Here is a 21,109-nt window from a genome sequence, read left to right as displayed (position 1 = left end):
AACAGGCCACCCAGGAATGACACCTGAATGGCCTGCTACGATTCTGCTTATAAACGAATGGTCTGAAAAAAGGTCAGACACCCAGCCAGCGCTTGAACATATGCTTCGTTGTCTGCTTGTTAATCTCGGCAATGGAGGTTGTGAGCGGAATGCCCTTCGGGCAGGCCCGCACACAGTTCTGCGAGTTGCCGCAGCCGTCGATGCCGCCGTCTCCCATGACCGCATCCAGGCGTTCTTCAGCGTTCATCTCACCTGTCGGGTGAGCGTTGAACAGGCGCACCTGCGAGATGGCTGCCGGCCCGATGAAGTTGGTCTTCTCGTTGACATTCGGGCAAGCCTCCAGGCAGACGCCGCAGGTCATGCATTTGGACAGTTCATAGGCCCACTGGCGCTTCTTCTCCGGCATACGCGGTCCCGGACCGAGATCATACGTGCCGTCAATCGGAATCCAGGCCTTCACACGCTTCAGGGCATTGAACATCCGGCTGCGGTCAATCACCAGGTCGCGCACGACCGGGAAGGTCTTCATCGGCTCAATGCGCACCGGCTGCTCCAGATTGTCAATCAGCGCTGCGCAGGCCTGACGGGGCTTGCCGTTGATGACCATGGAGCAGGCGCCGCAGACCTCTTCCAGACAGTTGGATTCCCAGCATACAGGAACCGTATTATCGCCTTTCGCATTCACCGGATTCCGCTGAATCTCCATCAGCGCACTGATTACGTTCATCCCCGGACGATAGGCAAGCTCGAACTCCTCCGTATAGGGGCTGGTCTCCGGTTCATCCTGGCGGGTAATAATAAATTTCACATTTTTGGGAGCTGCTGCTGTTTCCGCCATGTCAGTTACCTCCTAGAAAGTTTGGTTGGTCTAACCGGTCAGTCCTTCGAGTAATCCCGCACGCGCGGAGGAATCAGCGAGACATCGACTTCCTCGTATGAGATCTGCGGGCCGTCTGCTGTCCAGGCGGCTTTGGTTGTCTTGAGGAATTCCTCATCATTACGCGTCGGGAATTCCGGCTTGTAGTGGGCGCCCCGGCTCTCATTGCGCAGCAGCGCTCCAAGCGTCATCGCCTCCGACAGCTCCAGCATGTTCCACAGCTGGCGGGTGAACGCTACCCCCTGGTTGCTCCAGCGCGAGGTGTCGCTCATGCTAATGTTCTTGTAGCGCTCCTTCAGCTCTTTGATTTTGCCGATGGTGGCTTCCAGCTTCTTATTCTCACGCACCACGGTCATGTTCGCCGTCATCCACTCGCCAAGCTCCTTATGGATCACGTAAGCATTCTCTGTGCCAGTCATCCCGAGCAGCGACTCATATTTATCTTCTTGCGTCTTGTGGAAGCTGTCGAACACCGTGGAGGAGATATCCTGCACTGATTTCTTAAGACCCTTGATGTATTCCACAGCCTTCGGACCGGAGACCATCCCGCCATAAATGGCAGAGACCAGGGAATTCGCACCCAGACGGTTGGCCCCGTGGTATTGATATTCACATTCCCCTGCTGCGAACAAGCCGGGAATATTCGTCATTTGATTATAGTCGACCCACATGCCGCCCATTGAATAATGCACAGCCGGGAAGATTTTCATCGGAATTTTGCGGGGATCATCTCCCATGAACTTCTCGTAAATCTCAATAATCCCGCCCAGCTTGACGTCAAGCTCCTTCGGGTCCTTATGCGACAGATCCAGGTAGACCATGTTCTCGCCGTTAATACCCAGCCCCTGATCCACACACACATTGAAAATTTCACGGGTAGCAATATCGCGCGGCACCAGGTTACCGTAAGAAGGATATTTCTCTTCGAGGAAGTACCACGGCTTACCGTCCTTATAGGTCCAGATCCGTCCGCCTTCACCGCGAGCCGATTCCGACATCAGCCGCAGCTTGTCATCGCCGGGAATGGCCGTCGGGTGAATCTGAATGAATTCCCCGTTCGCATAATGCACACCCTGTTGGTACACGGCGCTTGCGGCGGTTCCTGTGTTGATGACCGAATTCGTCGTTTTGCCGAAAATAATCCCCGGACCGCCGCTGGCCAGAATGACCGCGTCCGCCGGGAAGGTCTGAATCTCCATCGTCTTGAGATTCTGGGCGCTGATGCCGCGGCAGACCCGTTCGTCATCCAGAATCACCGAGAGGAATTCCCAGTTCTCGCTCTTAGTAACCAGGCCTTCCGCTTCCCAGCGGCGCACCTGCTCATCCAGCGCATAGAGCAGCTGCTGGCCGGTAGTCGCACCTGCGAAGGCTGTGCGGTGGCGTTTGGTTCCGCCGAACCGGCGGAAGTCGAGCAGCCCCTCAGGGGTACGGTTGAACATTACGCCCATCCGGTCCATCAGGTGAATAATGCCCGGTGCCGCTTCGCACATGGCTTTCACCGGAGGCTGGTTGGCCAGGAAGTCGCCGCCATAGACAGTATCATCGAAATGCTCCCAAGGCGAGTCGCCCTCGCCCTTGGTATTGACGGCGCCGTTGATGCCGCCCTGCGCGCAGACGGAATGTGATCTTTTGACAGGGACCAGTGAGAATAGATGTACATGCGCGCCGGATTCAGCGGCCTTAATGGTAGCCATCAGGCCGGCCAGACCGCCGCCCACGATGATGATATCGGCTGATGCCATGATTGTTCCCCTCCTAAAAGTTTTGTGAGCGTTTGCTTCCTGACTCCTCATCGTACAAAACTCGCTTCGGAAGCATACGCTTTAGTTTTGCGGAAGATCCGCTTCTTCGAGATAGCTGTGCAGCAAAACTTGCCTCGGAAGCATAGGCTTAAGTTTTGTGAGCGTGTCCGCAGCATAAGTTAACCGCTTCCACTCACCTTTATATCCTTAAATGAAACTGCGCACTGACTGCATCGCCGTAGCGGCAGTTTGGAATTCATCGTTACGGAAGGTAACCAGCGACAGGACGAACATGAAGGTAACGATAACAAAAATACCGAGGCAAAGTACGGACGATACTCTCTGCGAACGCGGACCCACCGTGATTCCCCAGCTGATCAGGAACGACCATAGACCGTTGGAGAAATGGAAGCAGGCAGCCACGATTCCGACAATATAGAGAGTCATCAGCAGCGGCTGGGTCACAATGTTATGCATCACTCCGCCAAGCTGATCATGCTCCACCTTGCCGAGCGCAACCTGGACGCGGGTGTCCCACAGATGCCAGACAATGAAGATGAAGGTGACGACTCCGCTGATCCGCTGCAGCGTATAACGCCAGTTGCGCTCAAGATTGTAGCGGTTCAGGTTCGGCTTCGACTGGTACGCGATGTACAGGCCGTATACTCCGTGGTACAGCAGCGGCAGCCAGATGCCGAACAATTCCAGGAAGAAGACCAGCGGCAGGCTGTTCAGCCACAGCACACTGTCTGTGAAACCAGAAGCGCCACCCTCTACTGCTGCGAAGTTCGTCAGCATGTGCTCAAGGAAGAATGCCCCGAGCGGGATAACGCCGAGCAAGGAATGAATCTTTCTGGAATAAAATCCTCTCATGCAAAGTGTCCCCTTTCCATATAAAACAGCGTTTTCACAAGTCTTTTTAAAGAGCATACACCGCCGGGAGTACAGTTGAAACAGGGCAGCGGCAGGCTTGATTTAGCGGCTAACAGTCTGTTTGCACCACTATCCATTGTTTTCCCGGACTTTGCTGAATAATTCACAATATGTGAATATCCTGTGTCACTTTTCATGTTACTCTTTTTTTGCTTATAAGGGAATTGCAATCTAATTATTAATCGTTATACAATAATTGCATAAGAATATTTTTAATATGATAATAATTCTCATTTAGCTTCGTTTATAACTTACAATATAGGGTTGTCTTCCTGCACATCAGGAGAACCTTCGCTCATCGGCTATGCCATTTATCACAGTTGTATGGAATTTGGAAGAGAGGAGCACTATGAAATGTATGATGATTTAGATGCTTTTGCTGCGGTGGTGGAGCACTCCAGCCTGAACCGGGCCTCTCGCCAGCTCAACCTGTCCCAGCCGGCCCTCTCCCGCAAAATCTCCAAGCTGGAGGAGCGGCTCGGCGTCGCCCTGTTCAACCGCTTCGGCAAGCGCCTCGAGCTTACAGAGGTAGGCCGTCTTACCTACACCTATGCGCTGGAGCAGCGTCAGCAGCGTTCCAAGTTCCTGGAAGCGTTATCGAAGTTCAAGGAGGGCGAGCCGCAGCTCGTAACCCTGGGTGCCAGCCTGACCACCTTGCAGACAACCCTGCCTCCTCTGGTAAAAGCGTACACCGAGAAGTATCCGGCAGCCGAGCTGAAGCTCATCACCGGGAAGACCCATGAGATGGTCACCGCGGTCAGCGAAGGCAAATGCGATGTCGCCATCATCGCCTCCCAGGTTCAGGAGCCGGGGCTGCGCTGCATCCCGCTGTTCGAGGACCAGCTCCGGCTGGTCGTCTCCGAGCAGCATCCGCTGACCCTGACGCCGCGGCTCACCATGGAGCATCTGTCCCGGCTGCCGATGATTCTTTTCTCCAAGGGAACCTGGTACCGCCGGACGACAGATGATCTGTTCCAGCGCTGCGGGGTTGATCCCGATGTACGGATGGAGATCGACTCCTTCGAGGCCATCGTCCGCCTGCTGCCGACGATCAAAGCTGCGGCCCTGCTGCCGAACTCTTACTTGCGTCCGGAGCTGCTGAACGGCGGGGGACTGGTCTCCCTGCACATCAAAGAGCTGGAGCAGACCCAGCGGACCACTTGCCTCATCTACCAGAGCAGCGGCGGACTCAGCACGGCAGCGCGCTGTCTGGTGCAGGTGACGGAGGATGTCTTCCTGAACAGCCGCGAGTAGCGGCGGGGAACACAGCAATCACCCGGCAAGCCTCCGTAATACTACGGATCGGCCTGCCGGGTGAGGATACTGCCAGGTACTTCTTTTGCTAAACTAAGCCAGACTTACACTGCATTAACGGAATTTGCCTGCATCAATTGCTGCCTGCTTCTCATCGAGAATCTCCTGGTAGCCTGCCTCCAGATACGTCTTCTTGGCGGCTTCATACGTAGCATCGAATTCAGCCTCCGGAGCAAGCACCACCTTCACGTACAACTCCTGGAACAGCGTGTTCAGATCGGCCTTGTATTCGTTCACCTTCTCCAGCACCACATTGAACAGCGCATCCGGTGTACGGAATTCGGCAACCTCGTCATAATACTTCACCAGATCATCCGCCAGCGGCTCATAACCGGACGGTGCCCAGTTACGCAGGTTGGCCTTGCGGGTCTTGGCTTCATCCGGGTACTGGGCGATTTCCGTCACCAGGCCCCAGTAGTCCTTGTTATTGTTCTGTGCCAGCACCGCTTCTCCCTTATAATCCGGGTTCTTCAGGGCAATGCCGTCTGCGTCAAGCGTATAATTCTCCCCTTCGAGCCCGTTCTGGAACTTGAACAGGTTCTCCGGCTGGCTGAGCCATTCCAGATACATCCACACGGCTGCACGTTCTTCCGGCGTGGATTCATAGTTAATGCCCATAATGAAGCCGAACGGCCAGTAAGCGCGTCCCTGAGGCTTATTGCCTTCCGGAACTCCCGCATACGGAGGCACTACCGCAAATTTGGCATCCGGGTTATTCTGCAGCGTAGCCGCAAAGACATCGGTGTTGTTCGCCAGATAGAAGCCGAAGTTGCCGGTTTTGCCTGCCACGAATTCAGCCTTAATCTTAGGTTCATCGTTGCGCAGATAGAATTCCTTATCAATCAGGCCATTGTTATACTGATAATTGAGGTTACGCAGGTAAGCCTCAGTCTCCTTCGTAGTCAGATCAGCTACGCTGAGATCGGAATACAGCGCCCGATATTTCGCATCCACCGGCCATTCACGGAACGGATAGTTGAAGTTGAAGAAGTTCTGCTGCAGATTGCCGCCGCTTACGCCGAGTCCGGCTTCCTTCCACTTGGCCAGCATCTCGTTATACTTTTCCAGTGAGGTCAGATCCTCAACCTTCATGCCTACCTTTTCCACCCAGTCCTTGCGGATAATATTGACGAAGTTGTCAGCTTCAGGGCGTGCAGCGAAGAAGAAGGTCTTCTGATCATCCACGGTACCATACTGTTCAATCGTATTACCCATGTTCTTCCAATAGGTCGGCGCATAATTTTGGATCTCTGCATAGTCGAGCGGCTGCATCACATCCTCGCCATAATAAGTAAGCGCTTGCGGCATATCATAGTGGAAAATAATATCCGGAGCCTTGTGCGAAGCCAGCAGCTGCTCGAAATCCGTTACTTCCTTGGAGCGGGTAATCGGCACATAGTTAACCTCTATATTATATTTGTCGCCGAACTCCGCCTGCACCCAGCGGGTATAGTAGTTATCGGACACGTTCCAGCCTTCATAGGCACGCTCATAGACCGGAATATCGAGCGAGACTTTTTTCTCGAAGCCCTTGGAATAATCAGGATAGGCCCCTTCGGCCTGGTTCGTAGCCGCGGCGGTCTCGGCCGGCTTATTGCTGGATTCGGCTGTATTCTTGGTGTTATTTCCCCCAGAGCACCCGGCCAGCAGGCCTGCCGTCATGACGGATGCCATCATTAACGAATACACGCTTCTTTTACTCATCGCAATTCCCCCATTTTTTGAATTTTCGTAATTCCAAAGAATGACTATATACCAGGGACGCAGGATTACTCCTTAACGGCTCCGAGCATAACACCTTGAACGAAGTACTTTTGGACAAATGGATACACACAGAGTATTGGCAAGGTAGCGAATACAACAACTGACGCCTTCAGGACTTCGGGATTGCTGAGCTGTACCTGACTGGCCTCCAGCTGGAAGCTTTCACTGGCCTGAATGACCAGATAATACAGCTTGAGCTGAAGCGGCCGGAGGGAGGTCTCATGCTTGATATAGAACAATGCGTCCTGATAAGCATTCCAGCGGCCTACCGCATAAAAAAGGGCAAGTGTCGCCATAATCGGCTTGGATAAAGGCAGCACAATGCTGAACAGAATCCGGAAATGCCCCGCACCGTCGATCCGCGCTGACTCTTCCAGACTTACGGGAATCCCGTGCGTTAGAGAAGTCTTCATAATTAACAGATTGAAGGCGCTGAAGGAGAGCGGCAGCACCAGTGACCAGATGGTATCCATCAGCCCCAGATTGTTGATGTTCATATAGTCGGGGATAATGCCTCCGCTGAAGTACATGGTGAACAGGAAGATGAAGGTGATCACCCTGCGGCCCTTGAACTGGGTTCTGGACAGCGGATAGGCAGCGCAGATGGTCAGGATCATGCCCAGAATGGTGAACAGCACCGTCACGATGACCGAGATGTACAAGGAACGGAGGATGCTGGCATCCGCGAAGATTTTTTTATACGCTTCAATGGTGAAGCCCTGCGGCCACAGAAAAACCTTATTGGCAATGACGAAGGAGTCAGAGCTCAGCGATTTCGATACGACATGAATGAACGGCAGCAGGCAGAATAGCGACACAACAATAATGACGAGACGGATCAGCGTTTCCCAAATATCTATACTTGCTTTATGGGGTGCGGCAGGGCCTCCGGCTATGGCTTTCATGGTTCCTCTCCTTTCTACAAAATCCCATCCTCGCCAAGCTTCTTGGCTACGCGGTCCGCGGAAATAACCAGAATAATTCCGATGACTGACTGGAATAATCCGATGGCGGTTGCCCGGCTGAAATTGCCGCTCTCAATCCCCCAGCGGTATACGAGGACCGGTATGGTGGTAGTGAACTCCGTGGTCGCTTTATTTTGCAGCGCATAGATCCGCTCGAAGGAGCCGTCCATTACTTTGCCCAGCGCCATAATCAAGAGCGTCACAATCGTTGCCCGGATCGAGGGAAGGGTGATATTCCAGACCTTTCTCCAGCGGCCCGCCCCGTCTACCGTAGCCGCTTCGTACATCTCGGGGTTGATCCCGCTCATCGCCGCCAGGTAGATAATCGTGCCCCAGCCCATGCTCTGCCAGACCCCGATCACGAGATAGCTGATCAGCCAATTCGTATCCTGCTGCAGGAATGGAATCCGGGTGCCTCCCATCAGTTCTATGAGGTTATTGACAACACCGCCCCCCTCACTGAGCAGCTGATAGGCGATGGCTCCGATAATGACCCAGGACAGGAAGTGGGGCAAATAGAGCACCGTCTGATTGATTCTTTTGAACCGTACGCTCTTGATCTCGTTCAGCAGCAGAGCCAGCACAATCGGCATCGTGAAGCTGAAGATCAGGTCAAGCACGTTCAGCAGCAGGGTGTTGCGGACGGCCCGGATGAAATCAGGCTTGGCGAACAGGTCCTGGAAGACCTGCAGTCCGGCCCATTCGCTGCCCCAGAAGCCTCTGGCAATCTTATAGTCTTTGAAGGCGATTACAAGTCCGGTCATTGGCAGATATTTGAATACGATGACAAAGGCCAGCGGAAGCATCACCAGCAGATAGAGCTGCCAATCCCGCTGTAAATAATAGCTGAACCCCTGTTTCCTTCTTAATAAAGGACTGTGATTCGTTTGTGAAGCGCTTGCAGCTTTCAACATCTTCACCTCCTGCCTTGAATTCTTCTTGCCGTCTGCCGGCTCAGGTTCTCCGGCCTGACTCCTATGCTACCGCCTTTGCTGGGGCTTGAATATCATGAGTATTGATGATTACCTATCACAATTGATTCACAAATGATTGTTGCCCGGCGCACCAGGCCTCAGCCGCAGGTGAATAATCAAAACTGATAGGCATTCCCAAAAATAATAAAGCGCTTTCATTTGGAGAGTCGGGTCTAATTAGGATAAAAATTGGATGGTGAGGGAGGGGGCCAGGGGGGATTAACGGGGGATTACTCCTCATTTACTCGTTTTAGCCAACTTTCCTGGAATTCAGGGGTACTAGTGCTCTTCATTTCCGATCAATGCCCACTTTCAGCTCCATCAGAGGGATTTATCCCTCTCATTTCCCCATCCAGCCCACTTTCAGCTCCATCAGAGGGATTTATCCCTCTCATTTCCCCATCCAGCCCACTTTCGGCTCCATCAGAGGGATTTTGGACTCCTGTCAAGAAAGTAGACAAAACCTACAACGTTTTTCGCTTAAATGTGGCTGCAAACTGAACCGGAGAAACGTACCCCAGTGCCCCATGGATTCGTTTACGGTTGTAGAAAAATTCAATGTACTGGAAAATGGCATCATACGCCTGTTGCTTCGTTTTAAATCGATTCCAGTACACCAACTCTTTTTTTAAGAGGCTGTGAAAAGATTCGATACAGGCGTTATCATAACAGTTTCCTTTGCGGCTCATGCTTGCGGTCATCTGGTACGTCTTTAGGCGTTCCCGGTAGTCTGCAGAGGCGTACTGGGAGCCTCGATCCGAATGGTGAATCAAGCCCTTTCCGGGGCGTTTGGCCTGGTAGGCAGCGTCCAGAGCGCCCTGTACGAGGTCAGTGGTCATCCGGTCGCTAAGCCGCCAGCCGACAATCTCCCGGGTACACAGGTCCAGCACGCTCGCCAAGTACATTCGTCCTTCCCGGCAGGGAATGTAGGTGATATCCGCTACCCACGTCTGGTTCGGCTTTTCCGTGTGAAATTGCTGGTTTAACAAGTTGGGGGCAATGGGTAGCGGATGGTTGGAGTCGGTGGTGCATACGCGAAATCTCTTTGCGACACAAGAGCGCAGCCCCAGTTCTTTCATGTACTTGCCTACCGTGCGTTCACTGACCTGGTGCCCTTCACGCACTAGGAGAACCTTGATTTTGGGGCTGCCATAGCGACCCTTAGAGTCGTGAAAATGATAGGCAATCCGCTTTAGCAACAAGGCTTTACGAGTGGCTTGAGGGCTGGGCTTCGCTGTTCTCCATTTGTAATACCCGCTCCGGGACACCTGAAAGACACTGCACATCTTCTCCACGCGGAACTCGGAGCGATGATCTTCAATAAACCGAAATCTCAGTTCTTTGGATTGCTGAAGATGTGCACGGCTTTTTTTAGGATAGCCATCTCCTCTGTCAGGTCTGCGAGTTCTTGCTCCCGCTCCTTCAGTTGACGTTCCAGCTCTCTGTATTTGTCTGGAGTAATGATGGGCTCATTCTCAAACTGCCGGTACTGACCTAGCCATTTATGCAACGTTTTGGCGGGGACATCCAGCTCCAGGGCCAATTCCGCCACCGTTTTCGTCTGCTCCTGGATGTACTTTACGGCCTGTCTTTTGTATTCTTCATTGTAGCTTCTCCGTGTTCCACTCATGCGGACACCTCCTCGTTAAACTCATTATCTCTATTCTCTTAACGGGTGTCCACGGTTAACACTAACAGCATTTATCCCTCTCATTTCCCCATCCAGCCCACTTTCAGCTCCATCAGAGGGATTTATCCCTCTCATTCCCGCCGCCTGCCCACTTCCCAGCTCCATCAGAGGGATTTATCCCTCTCATTTCCCCATCCAGCCCACTTTCGGCTCCATCAGAGGGATTTATCCCTCTCATTTCCCCATCCAGCCCACTTTCGGCTCCATCAGAGGGATTTATCCCTCTCATTTCCCCATCCAGCCCACTTTCCAGCTCCATCAGAGGGATTTATCCCTCTCATTCCCGCCGGCTGCCCACTTTCCACCGACAAGCCGAAACAACACGGTGCTTGAAAGGAGTTACCATCCGCCAGGGATAATGTTTTTATCGGATTTTATAGGTTTCTATGGGCTTTTTTGGGCTTTCAAGGCCATCAATGAGCTCCTAAGAACTCTTGCTCTTCGCTGACTTGTAGCCGCTTGGCGGCATGCCTTCATATTTGCGGAAAAAGCGGTTGAAGCTCTGCACATTGGCGTAACCCACCTCAGCGGCAATCTGCTTGATGCTCAGCCCCGAATCCAGCAACAGCTCCTTGGCCTGCTCGATCCTTAACTGATTGACGAAGTCAATCATGCTGCTGCCGGTCTGCTCATATACAAGCTTGCGCATATAGGAGTAGCTGATGCCTATCTGCTTGGCCATATCCTCGAAGACGATCTCTTCCCGGTAGTGCTGCTTCAGGTACTCCATGATCCGCTGCGCATAATTGGTCTCATGGGCACTGCGGTCCAGGCTCTGTACAATCTCACAGTAGAAATCATACAGGTACTCCTCCAGCTCATCCAGCGTATCCATGGCGGCGAGAATCGAATACACGTTGCCCCGGCCCACAATCATCCGTCCGGTCCCGAGGTGATTCTCGCGCAGATGCTTGATCGTCGCGCCCATCAGCTGATGATAGATGAACATAATATTATCGTAGGAGATATTATCCTCTGCGGAGATCTGGCTACGGATGCTCTGCAGCTCCTTGAAGATTCCCGCCAGGTCGCCGGCATCCAGGAAATTCAGAATTCGCCGCTCGCTGCTCTCAGAGTCGACGTACTTACGGCTGTTATCTTCCCCGTCATGCCAGTACATGATGCTTCCAGCCCCTTTGATCATCCGGCGCTTGATCACCTCCATCGCTTCGAACAGCCGCAGCGCCACCCTCTCCGGAGCATCCGTCCGCTCACTTACCCCAATCGTGACCGAATGCTCCAGCAGCTCAAGGGACTGGTCGCGGATCTCCTCCAGCGCCTGATGAATCAGAGTGCTGTGCGCCTCTCCCTCCTCCGGCGTATAGTTCAGAACAATCACCGTACAGCCCTCATTATGATAGACACAGCGGGCTACCAGCGCCTCAGGGAAAAGACTCTCATACTTGGCACTCAGCAAATACCGGTGATAGCTGCGTGTCTCTACATTGGTATGTCCCACGTATCTTCTGTATTGGTCGATGGAGACCACCACCACTCTGTAACAGGCATGCGGAAAAACCTCCGTGATCCGCGGCGGAATTTCACCGCGCAGCAGACGGTGTACGGCCAGACTGCGGGTATCCTGCTCACGCTCCTGCAGCAGCTGGAACAGGCTCTCTTCCTCCTCCTGCATCCGTTTGAAGGCCAGATCCAGGAAGGCCAGCTCATTCCTGTTCACTACGCCCACATCAATCTTCGTGCGTATCGTCTGCACCAGCTGCCTCAGGGGCCTGGACAGCCAGGTGGCAAGGAAGATGGCCAGCAGTGTCCCCAGTACAATGATCGCCCCCGTCAGCAGAATAATATTCCCCTGCATCTCTCTGGATTTGGTCATCAGCTCATCCATGGAGCTCCAGCTTACATTCCACCACCCGGACAAGGAGGAACGGCTCCAGGCATACACCATCCGTTTGCCCTCCAGCTTGCGGAAGGTGTAGCCTTCACTGGCTTCCTGATTCAGAATCTCCTGTAAGAACGGCAGCTTACGGCTGTCAGAGAGCAGCATGGACCGGTCATTGAAGGAGATTACCGTACCCGCAGCATCCAGCAGCAGGTAGTTACTGTCACCCACCTCGGTAGCATGCAGATATTTGCCGATCTGGCTCTCCTTCATGTTGACGACGATTACTCCCCGGGTGGTGGTGGACAAGCGGTTGAGCGGGTACACATAAGACACCACATTCTCGCCCGACGCAAGCTTACGGGGCACCCATACCCCGCTGATCCCCCTGCGCCCCTTAAGCGCTTCAGTAATCCATCCGATAGGCTCATAGCGGGCAAGTGTCGTGATGCTGCTGTCGGTAGAGAAGACATAATCCGAATCCTCCAGAACAAAGAATGAAGAATACACACCATCCACCCGGCGGTTCAGGTTCAGCAGCTCCTTAGTCACGGACAGAGCCAGACTTACATTGTTATAGTTGGCGTTAATCTCATCGTAGGTCTCGAAGCTGCGGATGCGGTCAAAAATATTTGTCGCCGCCAGACGCGACGTATCCTGGGCCAGATTGGCTAGCGCGTTCTCATTCAGCCTGCGGTTGGCATTAAGCCCGGCCAGCGTGGATTCCCCGATAGCGGCTTCAGAATTCTGTATAATCTGTGACCCGCTGTACCAGGTCAGGACTGCTGTAGGAATAGCCATAATGCAGAATAGAATCAACGCCAGCTGCAGGATCATCGGTGCTTTTTTCATCACATATCCCCCTAAGGATTTCAATGTTACCGCTTTCAATATTTTTATTTTATCATTTCAGGATACATTTTACATATGTGTATAGGAAAATTTTTCAGTCTCCGCGACGCATGCCACGGGCTGGTGTACAGCGTTCTAATGTGCGGCTGCAGACTTACGCAGAAACAGCAAAAACGCCAGGAGGTATGGCTATCCGGGCGTTTATAGCTTTCTTTTATCGGGATAGGCTGGCTGACAGGAAGTGTTTACTCCACATTCACCGCTTCATCCTCGAACTCCTCGATGCTGTCGTTGGAGCCGATCACCACCATGATATCCCCCTGATGCACATAATCATGCGCGGTCGGGGCTACGATGATGCCATCCTCGCGGTTCAGGGCAATGATGCTGCAGCCGTATTTGGCGCGGGTGTTCAGCTCGGAGAGACTTTTGCCGTTCATGCAGGCAGGCACCGTCAACTCAACGACCTTGTAATCCTTGGAGATCTCAATATAATCAAGCAGATTCGGCGTCACCAGCTGGTGTGCCACGCGGATACCCATATCCCGCTCCGGGAAAATCACCCGGTCCACCCCCAGCTTCGACAGCGCGCGGCCGTGCAGAATGGAGATGGCTTTGCCGACCACCTGCTTGACACCCAGCTCCTTCAGCAGAATCGCGGCCAGAATACTCCGCTCCATATTATCGCCGATCGCCACAATGCCGCAGTCAAAATTACGCACTCCGAGCGAGCGCATAATCCCTTCATCCGTAGCATCCGCCATGACTGCATGCGTTAGCCGTCCGGTCATCTCCTCCACCCGCTCCTCCTGGTGGTCAATGCCGAGCACCTCGTAGCCCATGGACATCAGCTCCAGCGCCAGACTTGAGCCGAAGCGGCCCAGGCCGATTACAACAAACTGCTGTGGTTTCATGACTTGATTCCCCTATCCAATTATCATTTTGCCTTCCGGATATTTATATAATGGTTTACCCTGTCTCGGACCGAGCGCATACGCCAGCGTCAGCAGTCCCAGCCGTCCGGCGAACATGGTCAGGCAGATCAGAACCTTGCCGACCTGCGTCAGCTCCGGGGTCAGTCCCAGACTCAGTCCAACATTGGCAAAAGCCGAGATCGTCTCGAACAGAATCATCAGATACGGCAGCCCCTCTGTAGTCGAGAGCATCATCGAGACCGTAACGATCAGCAGCAGCGCCAGCAGCGTGATGGTCAGTGCCTTGAACACGCGCTCCTGAGCCAGCCGGTAACGGAACAGCACGATGTCTTCGCGGCCGCGCAGCATGGAGATTACAGCTCCGATCATCAGCGTGAAGGTCGTGGTTTTGATGCCGCCGCCGGTAGAGCCAGGGGATGCCCCGATGAACATCAGGATCACGATGAAGAACTGCGTGGCCTGACGCAGGCCCGTGATATCCAGTGTGTTGGCTCCTGCCGTACGCGGTGCTACCGATTGGAACAGGGACGCCCATAGCTTGCTTCCGAGATTCAGCGGTCCCAGGGTCCGCGAATTGGTGAACTCAAAAATGAAGATGACCACCATTCCGGTCACAATCAGTCCGGCCGTCATCGACAGTACCACCTTGCTGTGCAGCGACAGCCGCCGGGTACGGCGGAAGTCGGCCAGGTCAGAGATGACGATGAAGCCGATCCCCCCGGAGATGATCAGGGACATCACCACCAGGTTAATGACCGGGTCGCCGACATAGCTGATTAAGCTGTGATCATGCCCGCCGAACAGATCAAATCCGGCGTTATTGAACATTGATACCGCATGGAACACCCCGTAATAGACCGCGCGGCCAAATGGCATATCCACCGCCCAGCGGATAGACAGGAGAAGTGCTCCCGCTGCTTCAATGACCAGGGAATAGAGCAGCACCTTGCGGATCAGCCGCACAATCCCTTCCATCGAGCTCTGATTCATCGCTTCCTGAAGAATCAGCCGGTCACGCAGTGAGATTCTGCGTCTGAACACCAGCGCAAACAGCGTGGCCATCGTCATGAATCCGAGCCCGCCGATCTGGATTAGCACCAGTATGACCGCTTGTCCGAAGCCGGTAAGATGGGTCCCGGTATCCACCACTGCGAGCCCGGTCACACAGGCGGCGGAGGTGGCCGTGAACAGCGCGTCCATGAAGCGGAGCGGCTGACCGGGCACGCTGGATACCGGAAGCATAAGCAGCAGTGTGCCGATGAGGATGACCGCAGCGAAGCTAAGCACCAGAATTTGCGGAGGAGCCAGCTTCAGGAATCGGAGGCCGGTGATCTTGGAAGACGGTGACGCCAAACTTCTCATCCTTTCAGGGTTTCTTATTTAGAAGTTACGAATCGGTCAGTATCAGATAAGCATACAAAATTATATACGTTATTGCCTAACTTCACAAAGACTCATTTTTATAACCAAGCAAACACAGCTTGAGAAGCACATGAAGTCCTGCTTTTCAAAAATATGGCTTGAAATTGTATGGTGACTGGTGGTACACTTGGTCCATAAAGTGTATGGCGAGTATCCACACACACCATAAAGAGAGTTATAGAAGGGAGGACACAGGTGGATTCTACCTTTGAGCTATTACCGGAGCACTTCCTGATTAACCCGTCACTTCCGATCTATGAACAGTTTGTTGGCGCTATCCGGGAACGGATTGTTAGCGGCATCATTCCACCGGGAGCACGTTTACCCTCTGTCAGGGACCTGGCAGCCGGCAGAGGTGTCAATCCCACTACTGCCGCCCGGACGTACCAGGAGCTGGAGCGGATGGGGCTGATTGTGACCTACCGTGGTCAGGGAACCTTCGTCACCCGGGAGGAAAGTGTCATTAAGGATGCACGCAAGGCAATCATCCGACAGGCTGTACAGCAGTTCAAGGACACTGCCGCTGCGCTCGGGCTTACCGCCGGGCAAATGCTGCAATTCGATGAGGAGGATTGAAATAATGAATATGAATAGATCGGCACAAGAAGCGCCCGCCCTTCCCGCTGCGGTTGAGTGCAAGGATTTACGGTTCGAGATTAAAAGCCGGGTGATCCTGGACGGCATCAGCTTCCACATTCCCCAGGGCAGTATCACCGGCCTGCTTGGACCCAACGGTGCAGGCAAGTCCTCCCTGCTGCGGATTATATCCGGGCTGATCCCCGCAGGGTCCGGCACGGTCAGCATTAACGGGAGACCCGCTGGTGTTGAGCGGCTCGGAGAGCTCTCCATGCTTCCTGACCGCAGCAGTCTGCCCGGCTGGCTGACCGTACAGGAATGGCTGGGCTTCGCCGCGGGCATCTACCCGGACTGGGACAGCGGCAAGGCCGCAGAGCTGCTGCTCAGCCTATCCGTCACACCGGACTCGCTAATCTCCACCATGTCCCGCGGCGAGGAAGCCCGGCTGCAGCTCTTAACCTGCCTCTCCCGTCAGGCAGCGCTAATTATTCTGGATGAGCCGTTCACCGGCGTGGATCTGATCTCCAGAGAAGTGATCGCCTCTGCTGTGGTAGGAGAGATGGCAGGCGGCGGGCGGACCTTCCTGATTGCCACCCATGATATCCGGGAAATGGAGCTGCTCTTTGACCGGCTGATTCTGATCGGCGGCGGCCGGATTCAGGGAATTGATGATGTGGATCAGCTGCGGCACTCCGGCTATTCTGTGGAGTCACGCTACCGGGAAGTGTTCGCATGACGGCGCTTAAGACGCTTGTGAAGCTGGAATATAGCCGCTATCGTCTGAAGAAGGTACATGAGCTGCTGGCTTGCTTGGCACTCCTGGCTGTATTGCTGCCTGCCGGTCTGTTCTTCCCGTTCTCCGGCAGCGCAGCGCAGTCTCCGTTCCTTACGGCTGCGATGCTGCTGTGGATCATTGTGATGGGTGTATCCGCTTTACATATGCTGACCTTCTACGGGCAGCGGCACAAGGATTGGTTCCTTACTTTTCCGGCTCCGCGTCTTACTTTGCTGCAGGCCAAGGCGCTCAGCCTGCTGAAGCTCAGTCTGAGAATAGCCGTTCCCGTCTTCACTGCTGCCGCTGCGCTCTACGGACTCTCTGTTCTGTCCGGCCGGTATGAGCCGCTGTCCGCCTTCGGGTTCATCTATACATTGATAACTTACGGCTTGCTTATTCTCACCCTCTTGCCTCTGGCCATCATGAGCGGCCTGCTGATCTGTGTGCTGATGTCTATCCGCAGCCTGGTTCTGAATCTGCTGCTTGCCGTTCCTTATTCGCTGCTCTGGCTGGCACCTATAACCGCCGCCATCCTGCTGAATGATACCACTACAGCCGCTGCCTTCTACGGGTCTGAGTATGTATCGCTGCAATTTATGCTAATATATAGCGTGGCGTTGCTTGTTATCGACCTAATCGCTTGCTATCTCCTGTTGCCCGTAATTGCCGGCAAGGGATTCCGTTCGCTGCCGCAGCCGGAGAGCAGGCTATCTGGAGCCTCGCCCCTGCGTTCCGGCTCTACGCAGCCCCGGAGAATAGTCCGTTCTGCACGATCTACAACCAGCCCTTCTCCCTTGCTGAGCTTATACAGACTGGATGCCAGCCGGCTCCACTCCATGGAAAGGCACAGGAGTGTAGTGGTATTGAAGCTCGCTCTTCCGGTTCTTATGATGGTTGCCGCTTATTTCTTAACCAGCGACCTTGAGGCATTCCTGACATGTATCGGAATTCCCTTTACTCTTCCTGTGATGTTCGGGTTCTTGTGGATGCTTTCCCGGAGCAGCCTTGAACAGAAGCAGTTGTCCTGGTGGCTGCTCTTTCCCCAGAGCCGGCTGCGTCTGCTGCTCTCTGGAGTTGCCGCTGTATGGGTTACGGTCATGCGTATCCTTCTTGTGCTGGCCTGCTCCATGCTTGTCGGTATTTTGGCAAGAATGGTTATCGGGAGTCCCGCTCCATATCACATCAGCCTATATCTATCCTGGCTGTGGTATTCCCTTGTTGTCTACACACTGGCCTTGACACTGGGGCTGGGTGTGCTGCAAAGCATCTATTACCTGATGAAATCCAAGACACTGGCACCGTTGCTCTTTGTAGTGATAATGGCCGTCTTGCTCATCCTGCCCCAGATCAACAAATACCTGATCCCGGAGCAGTTCGCCAGCGCCCCTTATCCGTCCTGGACCATCCCCGGTCTCGCCGCCTTGATCGGTCTCCCGCTTGCCATGTGCTGCACCGCGGCTGGCGCCAAGTATTTTCACCTGGCACTGGGAACAAATAAAGAGCAGGCGGCCAAGAAACAGGCATAAGCCCGGCCATCTTCACGTAAGAGGATAGTACGGCTTTTCAAGAAAGCAAGATAAATTCAGACCAAGGAGGCGTTCCATGAATCCCGTCGGCCAGCCCCTGCACCAGCGGCCCCTTACTGCCAAGCTTATCCTTGCCGGAATTCTCGGACTCATTCTATTTGTCATGTTCCAGATCGCTCCCCAGCTCATCTCCAGTTCAGATGGGGATACAACTATTCTCAGCAAAAGTGAAATCCGGGAGAAAGCCGCCGCGTTTGCCGCCGGACAGCTCGGCTACGAAGCCGCAGCCGGAGATGAATGGGTGATCCTGTACAAGACCGACTCTTCCTTCTACGGCTATATGTCCCGCGAGAAGCTGCTCCCGGACTATTCCAAGAATAAGCTCGACCAGCGTTATCCATTCGATGTGTACCATGCGGTGCTCTATACGTCCGGAGAGGCGGCAGCCCGGCTGGCAGTCGACCTCAATATGTATAACGGCGAGCCCGTAGCCTTTGCCGTTGGTGCCGATGCCGATGCTGCGGCCGGGCTGAATTACGGGGAGCGGCCCACGGCTGCAACCAAACGTACCGGTACTGCCAATCCTGCAAGCAGCATACCGGATCTGAGCCTGGAGGCAAAAGAGAGGCTCGCCCTTCCCTGGCTGAAGCTCTGGGGGGCCAATCCCGCCAAGCTGAAGATTGAGGCTAACCTTGACGGCTACGGTCTTGTCTATTCCGACAGCTCCGTCACTATAGGTGAATTACCGCTTAGGTACCAATTCAATTATCTCAACGGTGAGGTCTCGTACTTCCGCGCCGGATTCTCGGCTCCTGCCTGGCATGACACTTATGTGGACGGACAGACCTCGCTGGCCAAGAAGCTGACCTTGTACGGCTATGGCTTGCCGACTCTGTTGCTAGGTCTCCTGGCACTGATCTACGGCATTCTGCGCAGGAAGCATACTTCCTGGAAGCGCGGAATATTCCTGAGCTCCGTTCATTTCCTGATCATGATGGTCAGCAGCTACAATGTAGTGTCTGAATCCGGCAGCGGCAGCGCTGAGGCAAGAGTTACAGCCGTAGTCATGTTCATCATCTATGTTCTGTACAGCCTGCTGATGTCGCTCCTGCTCTACTTCTCTCTGGTCGGAGGGGACGGCTTGTGGCGCTCCGAGGAGAAGCTGAATCCTTGGCCCCGGGCCTCCGAGCCCGGCTACGGCCGCTATGTACTGAAGAGTATCCAGGCAGGTTATATCTGGGCCTTCATTCTGCTTGGCGTGCAGACCGTCATGTTCATTATTCTGTCCTATACGCTGGATAACTGGTCCACCACAGACGCCAGCCAGTCGCCTTACAATATGAAATATGCCTGGCTGCTGCCGATTGTCGCCTGGCTGGCCGGCCTCTCGGAAGAGGCGGTCTACCGGCTGTTCGGGATTCAGATGCTGAAGAAGCTGGTCAAGAATACACTTATCGCTTCACTGATCACGACCCTGATCTGGGCGCTTGGACATACGCTCTATCCGATCTATCCGGTCATCTCCCGGCCGATTGAGTTGACGGTGATCGGTCTGCTGTTCAGCTATATTTTCATCCGGTACGGGTTCATCGCCGCGATGTTCAGCCATGTCGTATTCGACAGCATCCTGATGGGGGCAACGCTGATCTTCATGAAGGATACGGTGAATATCGGAGCCGGTATCGTCACGATCATCCTGCCGTTCATTGTCGGTTATCTGGTGTACCGCTTCAACCCTCCACGTAAGCCTGATCCGGCGGAGCCGGTCCATAGTCAATAAGCACATACAGCGGCTGCGCTTCCTCCTCCGGGATAGCGCAGCCGCTGCTGTTGTATAGCTATAGCTGTTGTGCCTCTTCCATCAGAGAACGATACGGGCGGCAGGAAAAACGGAGCCAGATCAGCGTTCCTTCACCCAGCGAGCTATGAATAGCTACACCATACGGTCTGCCGTACTGCAGCTTGATCCGCTGGTCCACGTTACGGATGCCGTAGCCGATGCCCTGGCCCGCAGGCTCAAGGATCTGCCCGATCAGCTCCTCCTTCATTCCGAGCCCGTTGTCCTCCACCTCGAAGACCACATCCTCCTCTTCCCTATAAGCACGGATAATCAGTGAGATATCATCGTCATACCAGGCGTGCTCCAGCGCATTCTCTACAAACGGCTGCAGAATAAATTTCACGCCCTCGCTCTCCAGCACCTCCGGTGCAATCGCATAGGCGACATGAATCCGGTCCGCATTCTTGATCCGCTGAATATCGAGATACGACTTTGCAATCTGCAGCTCCTGTTCCACCGGAATAAGCATCTCTCCCCGGTGCAGCGTCAGCCGGTAGAACCGGGCCAGCGAGCGGATGACCTCATGCAGCTTATCAATCTCCCCAAGATCTGGTACAGCCTGCCGTCTTCACTGCGCAGCATGTTCAGCGTCTTCTCGCCGACCGTCTGGACGAATTCAGGATATTGCTCCAGATAAGAGTCCAGGGCCACCAGCTCGCCCGCCTTCTGCAGCCGTTCCACATCTTTGCCGCGATCCATAACCAGTACATCGGGAAGCTGATCCGAGACAATCATCGCGTTCAGCTTCTGGGCGGCCGCCTCGCCTGAGGTACCGGCAGAAGCGTAACCTTCAGATGATCGGTGATCCAGCAGCTATGTGGTCCGCTCTCCCAATCCGGCGCGGTATACCAGTCATAGTTCACAAAGACGGAGAACCGGACCGGCTTCACCTTGGCGGCCAGCTCTGAGAGGGGGGCGGCTGAAGGATGGCCCGCAGGCAGCGGATGCCGGAACTGCTGCTGTCTGCGGCATCCCTGCGGTTAGCGGTATCAGCATTGCCGGTGGTACTGGCGTTAGCGGTGCTGCTTGCCGTGGAGAGCCCCCGGCTTCTCCGGGAGCCTGTCTGAGCAGGCACTAAGACTGC

21 protein-coding genes are annotated in these 21,109 nt (G+C 54.2%); 6 read left to right on the top strand and 15 right to left on the bottom strand.

Annotated elements, in window-relative coordinates; translation table 11 throughout:
* Positions 1–73 precede the first annotated feature (73 nt).
* From sdhB to NSU18_RS25830, 3 genes are all read right to left on the bottom strand, one after another.
* On the bottom strand, positions 74–838 hold the full coding sequence (gene sdhB / locus NSU18_RS25840) for a succinate dehydrogenase iron-sulfur subunit (RefSeq protein ID WP_340751908.1): 765 nt from the start codon (positions 836–838) through the stop codon (positions 74–76).
* A 38-nt stretch (positions 839–876) separates the two neighbouring features.
* Positions 877–2,619: a succinate dehydrogenase flavoprotein subunit gene (gene sdhA, locus NSU18_RS25835; RefSeq protein WP_341016946.1), complete on the bottom strand. Its 1,743-nt coding sequence runs from the start codon at positions 2,617–2,619 to the stop codon at positions 877–879.
* 207 nt (positions 2,620–2,826) lie between these two features.
* Complete coding sequence (locus NSU18_RS25830) at positions 2,827–3,492, bottom strand: succinate dehydrogenase cytochrome b558 subunit (protein ID WP_076162220.1); 666 nt, start codon at positions 3,490–3,492, stop codon at positions 2,827–2,829.
* Between the two features lie 414 nt (positions 3,493–3,906).
* Between NSU18_RS25830 and NSU18_RS25825 the strand changes: the two genes are divergently transcribed.
* Positions 3,907–4,806, top strand: a complete 900-nt coding sequence (locus NSU18_RS25825; protein WP_036701597.1) for a LysR family transcriptional regulator — start codon at positions 3,907–3,909, stop codon at positions 4,804–4,806.
* Positions 4,807–4,920: 114 nt separating this feature from the next.
* Here NSU18_RS25825 and NSU18_RS25820 read toward each other — a convergent pair whose 3' ends face one another.
* From NSU18_RS25820 to NSU18_RS25780, 9 genes are all read right to left on the bottom strand, one after another.
* Positions 4,921–6,570 carry an ABC transporter substrate-binding protein gene (locus NSU18_RS25820; protein WP_341150388.1) on the bottom strand — a complete coding sequence of 550 codons (1,650 nt, stop codon included), beginning with the start codon at positions 6,568–6,570 and terminating at the stop codon, positions 4,921–4,923.
* A gap of 65 nt (positions 6,571–6,635) precedes the next feature.
* Positions 6,636–7,535: a carbohydrate ABC transporter permease gene (locus tag NSU18_RS25815; protein WP_341016941.1), complete on the bottom strand. Its 900-nt coding sequence runs from the start codon at positions 7,533–7,535 to the stop codon at positions 6,636–6,638.
* Positions 7,536–7,549: 14 nt separating this feature from the next.
* Positions 7,550–8,509 carry an ABC transporter permease gene (locus NSU18_RS25810; protein WP_341016939.1) on the bottom strand — a complete coding sequence of 320 codons (960 nt, stop codon included), beginning with the start codon at positions 8,507–8,509 and terminating at the stop codon, positions 7,550–7,552.
* Between the two features lie 524 nt (positions 8,510–9,033).
* Positions 9,034–9,891, bottom strand: a complete 858-nt coding sequence (locus NSU18_RS25805) for an IS3 family transposase (protein WP_341018673.1) — start codon at positions 9,889–9,891, stop codon at positions 9,034–9,036.
* Between the two features lie 11 nt (positions 9,892–9,902).
* Positions 9,903–10,199: a transposase gene (locus NSU18_RS25800; protein WP_341016938.1), complete on the bottom strand. Its 297-nt coding sequence runs from the start codon at positions 10,197–10,199 to the stop codon at positions 9,903–9,905.
* A 112-nt stretch (positions 10,200–10,311) separates the two neighbouring features.
* Complete coding sequence (locus tag NSU18_RS25795) at positions 10,312–10,518, bottom strand: hypothetical protein (RefSeq protein ID WP_341150387.1); 207 nt, start codon at positions 10,516–10,518, stop codon at positions 10,312–10,314.
* Positions 10,519–10,683: 165 nt separating this feature from the next.
* The gene (locus tag NSU18_RS25790; protein ID WP_341150386.1) at positions 10,684–12,951 is read right to left on the bottom strand and encodes an AraC family transcriptional regulator; all 2,268 of its coding nucleotides are present in this window, start codon (positions 12,949–12,951) and stop codon (positions 10,684–10,686) included.
* A 245-nt stretch (positions 12,952–13,196) separates the two neighbouring features.
* Positions 13,197–13,865, bottom strand: coding sequence for a potassium channel family protein (locus NSU18_RS25785; RefSeq protein WP_341016935.1), 669 nt, complete (start codon positions 13,863–13,865; stop codon positions 13,197–13,199).
* Between the two features lie 12 nt (positions 13,866–13,877).
* Positions 13,878–15,248 carry a TrkH family potassium uptake protein gene (locus NSU18_RS25780; protein WP_341016934.1) on the bottom strand — a complete coding sequence of 457 codons (1,371 nt, stop codon included), beginning with the start codon at positions 15,246–15,248 and terminating at the stop codon, positions 13,878–13,880.
* 255 nt (positions 15,249–15,503) lie between these two features.
* Here NSU18_RS25780 and NSU18_RS25775 point away from each other — a divergent pair, with 255 nt between their 5' ends.
* From NSU18_RS25775 to NSU18_RS25760, 4 genes are all read left to right on the top strand, one after another.
* A complete protein-coding gene (locus NSU18_RS25775) occupies positions 15,504–15,884 on the top strand; it encodes a GntR family transcriptional regulator (protein ID WP_341016933.1) in 381 nt (126 codons plus the stop codon).
* A 4-nt stretch (positions 15,885–15,888) separates the two neighbouring features.
* Positions 15,889–16,620 (top strand): ABC transporter ATP-binding protein, encoded by a 732-nt coding sequence (locus tag NSU18_RS25770; protein WP_341016932.1) that lies wholly within the window; start codon positions 15,889–15,891, stop codon positions 16,618–16,620.
* On the top strand, positions 16,617–18,185 hold the full coding sequence (locus NSU18_RS25765) for a hypothetical protein (RefSeq protein ID WP_341016931.1): 1,569 nt from the start codon (positions 16,617–16,619) through the stop codon (positions 18,183–18,185). The genes NSU18_RS25770 and NSU18_RS25765 overlap by 4 nt, the downstream gene beginning before the upstream one ends.
* 76 nt (positions 18,186–18,261) lie before the next feature.
* Complete coding sequence (locus tag NSU18_RS25760; RefSeq protein ID WP_341016930.1) at positions 18,262–19,965, top strand: CPBP family intramembrane glutamic endopeptidase; 1,704 nt, start codon at positions 18,262–18,264, stop codon at positions 19,963–19,965.
* A gap of 58 nt (positions 19,966–20,023) precedes the next feature.
* Here the strand turns inward: NSU18_RS25760 and NSU18_RS25755 are convergent, their stop codons facing one another.
* From NSU18_RS25755 to NSU18_RS25745, 3 genes are read right to left on the bottom strand one after another with little or no spacing between them, the layout of a single operon-like run.
* Complete coding sequence (locus tag NSU18_RS25755) at positions 20,024–20,509, bottom strand: sensor histidine kinase (RefSeq protein WP_341151102.1); 486 nt, start codon at positions 20,507–20,509, stop codon at positions 20,024–20,026.
* Positions 20,510–20,511: 2 nt separating this feature from the next.
* Positions 20,512–20,760, bottom strand: coding sequence for a hypothetical protein (locus tag NSU18_RS25750; RefSeq protein WP_341150385.1), 249 nt, complete (start codon positions 20,758–20,760; stop codon positions 20,512–20,514).
* 5 nt (positions 20,761–20,765) lie between these two features.
* Entirely contained in the window at positions 20,766–20,915 is a 150-nt protein-coding gene (locus NSU18_RS25745; RefSeq protein WP_341150384.1) for a hypothetical protein, read from the bottom strand.
* Between the two features lie 36 nt (positions 20,916–20,951).
* Here NSU18_RS25745 and NSU18_RS25740 point away from each other — a divergent pair, with 36 nt between their 5' ends.
* Positions 20,952–21,092, top strand: coding sequence for a hypothetical protein (locus NSU18_RS25740; protein WP_341150383.1), 141 nt, complete (start codon positions 20,952–20,954; stop codon positions 21,090–21,092).
* Positions 21,093–21,109: the final 17 nt, after the last annotated feature.

Origin of the sequence: Paenibacillus sp. FSL H8-0048, from assembly GCF_038002825.1 — a bacterium.
Classification (GTDB): Bacteria; Bacillota; Bacilli; order Paenibacillales; family Paenibacillaceae; genus Paenibacillus_AQ.
Note: the sequence above shows the minus strand (reverse complement) of the source record. Positions and strands in the feature narration are given on the sequence as shown.

Coding starts and splice junctions, on each gene's coding strand:
- NSU18_RS25780 (WP_341016934.1), bottom strand. CDS start 15,248: ATGAGAAGTTTGGCGTCACCGTCTTCCAAGATCACCGGCCTCCGATTC.
- NSU18_RS25825 (WP_036701597.1), top strand. CDS start 3,907: ATGTATGATGATTTAGATGCTTTTGCTGCGGTGGTGGAGCACTCCAGC.
- NSU18_RS25740 (WP_341150383.1), top strand. CDS start 20,952: ATGGCCCGCAGGCAGCGGATGCCGGAACTGCTGCTGTCTGCGGCATCC.
- sdhA (WP_341016946.1), bottom strand. CDS start 2,619: ATGGCATCAGCCGATATCATCATCGTGGGCGGCGGTCTGGCCGGCCTG.
- NSU18_RS25810 (WP_341016939.1), bottom strand. CDS start 8,509: ATGTTGAAAGCTGCAAGCGCTTCACAAACGAATCACAGTCCTTTATTA.
- NSU18_RS25785 (WP_341016935.1), bottom strand. CDS start 13,865: ATGAAACCACAGCAGTTTGTTGTAATCGGCCTGGGCCGCTTCGGCTCA.
- NSU18_RS25790 (WP_341150386.1), bottom strand. CDS start 12,951: ATGAAAAAAGCACCGATGATCCTGCAGCTGGCGTTGATTCTATTCTGC.
- sdhB (WP_340751908.1), bottom strand. CDS start 838: ATGGCGGAAACAGCAGCAGCTCCCAAAAATGTGAAATTTATTATTACC.
- NSU18_RS25795 (WP_341150387.1), bottom strand. CDS start 10,518: ATGGAGCTGGAAAGTGGGCTGGATGGGGAAATGAGAGGGATAAATCCC.
- NSU18_RS25765 (WP_341016931.1), top strand. CDS start 16,617: ATGACGGCGCTTAAGACGCTTGTGAAGCTGGAATATAGCCGCTATCGT.
- NSU18_RS25820 (WP_341150388.1), bottom strand. CDS start 6,570: ATGAGTAAAAGAAGCGTGTATTCGTTAATGATGGCATCCGTCATGACG.
- NSU18_RS25750 (WP_341150385.1), bottom strand. CDS start 20,760: ATGATTGTCTCGGATCAGCTTCCCGATGTACTGGTTATGGATCGCGGC.
- NSU18_RS25760 (WP_341016930.1), top strand. CDS start 18,262: ATGAATCCCGTCGGCCAGCCCCTGCACCAGCGGCCCCTTACTGCCAAG.
- NSU18_RS25815 (WP_341016941.1), bottom strand. CDS start 7,535: ATGAAAGCCATAGCCGGAGGCCCTGCCGCACCCCATAAAGCAAGTATA.
- NSU18_RS25800 (WP_341016938.1), bottom strand. CDS start 10,199: ATGAGTGGAACACGGAGAAGCTACAATGAAGAATACAAAAGACAGGCC.
- NSU18_RS25830 (WP_076162220.1), bottom strand. CDS start 3,492: ATGAGAGGATTTTATTCCAGAAAGATTCATTCCTTGCTCGGCGTTATC.
- NSU18_RS25770 (WP_341016932.1), top strand. CDS start 15,889: ATGAATATGAATAGATCGGCACAAGAAGCGCCCGCCCTTCCCGCTGCG.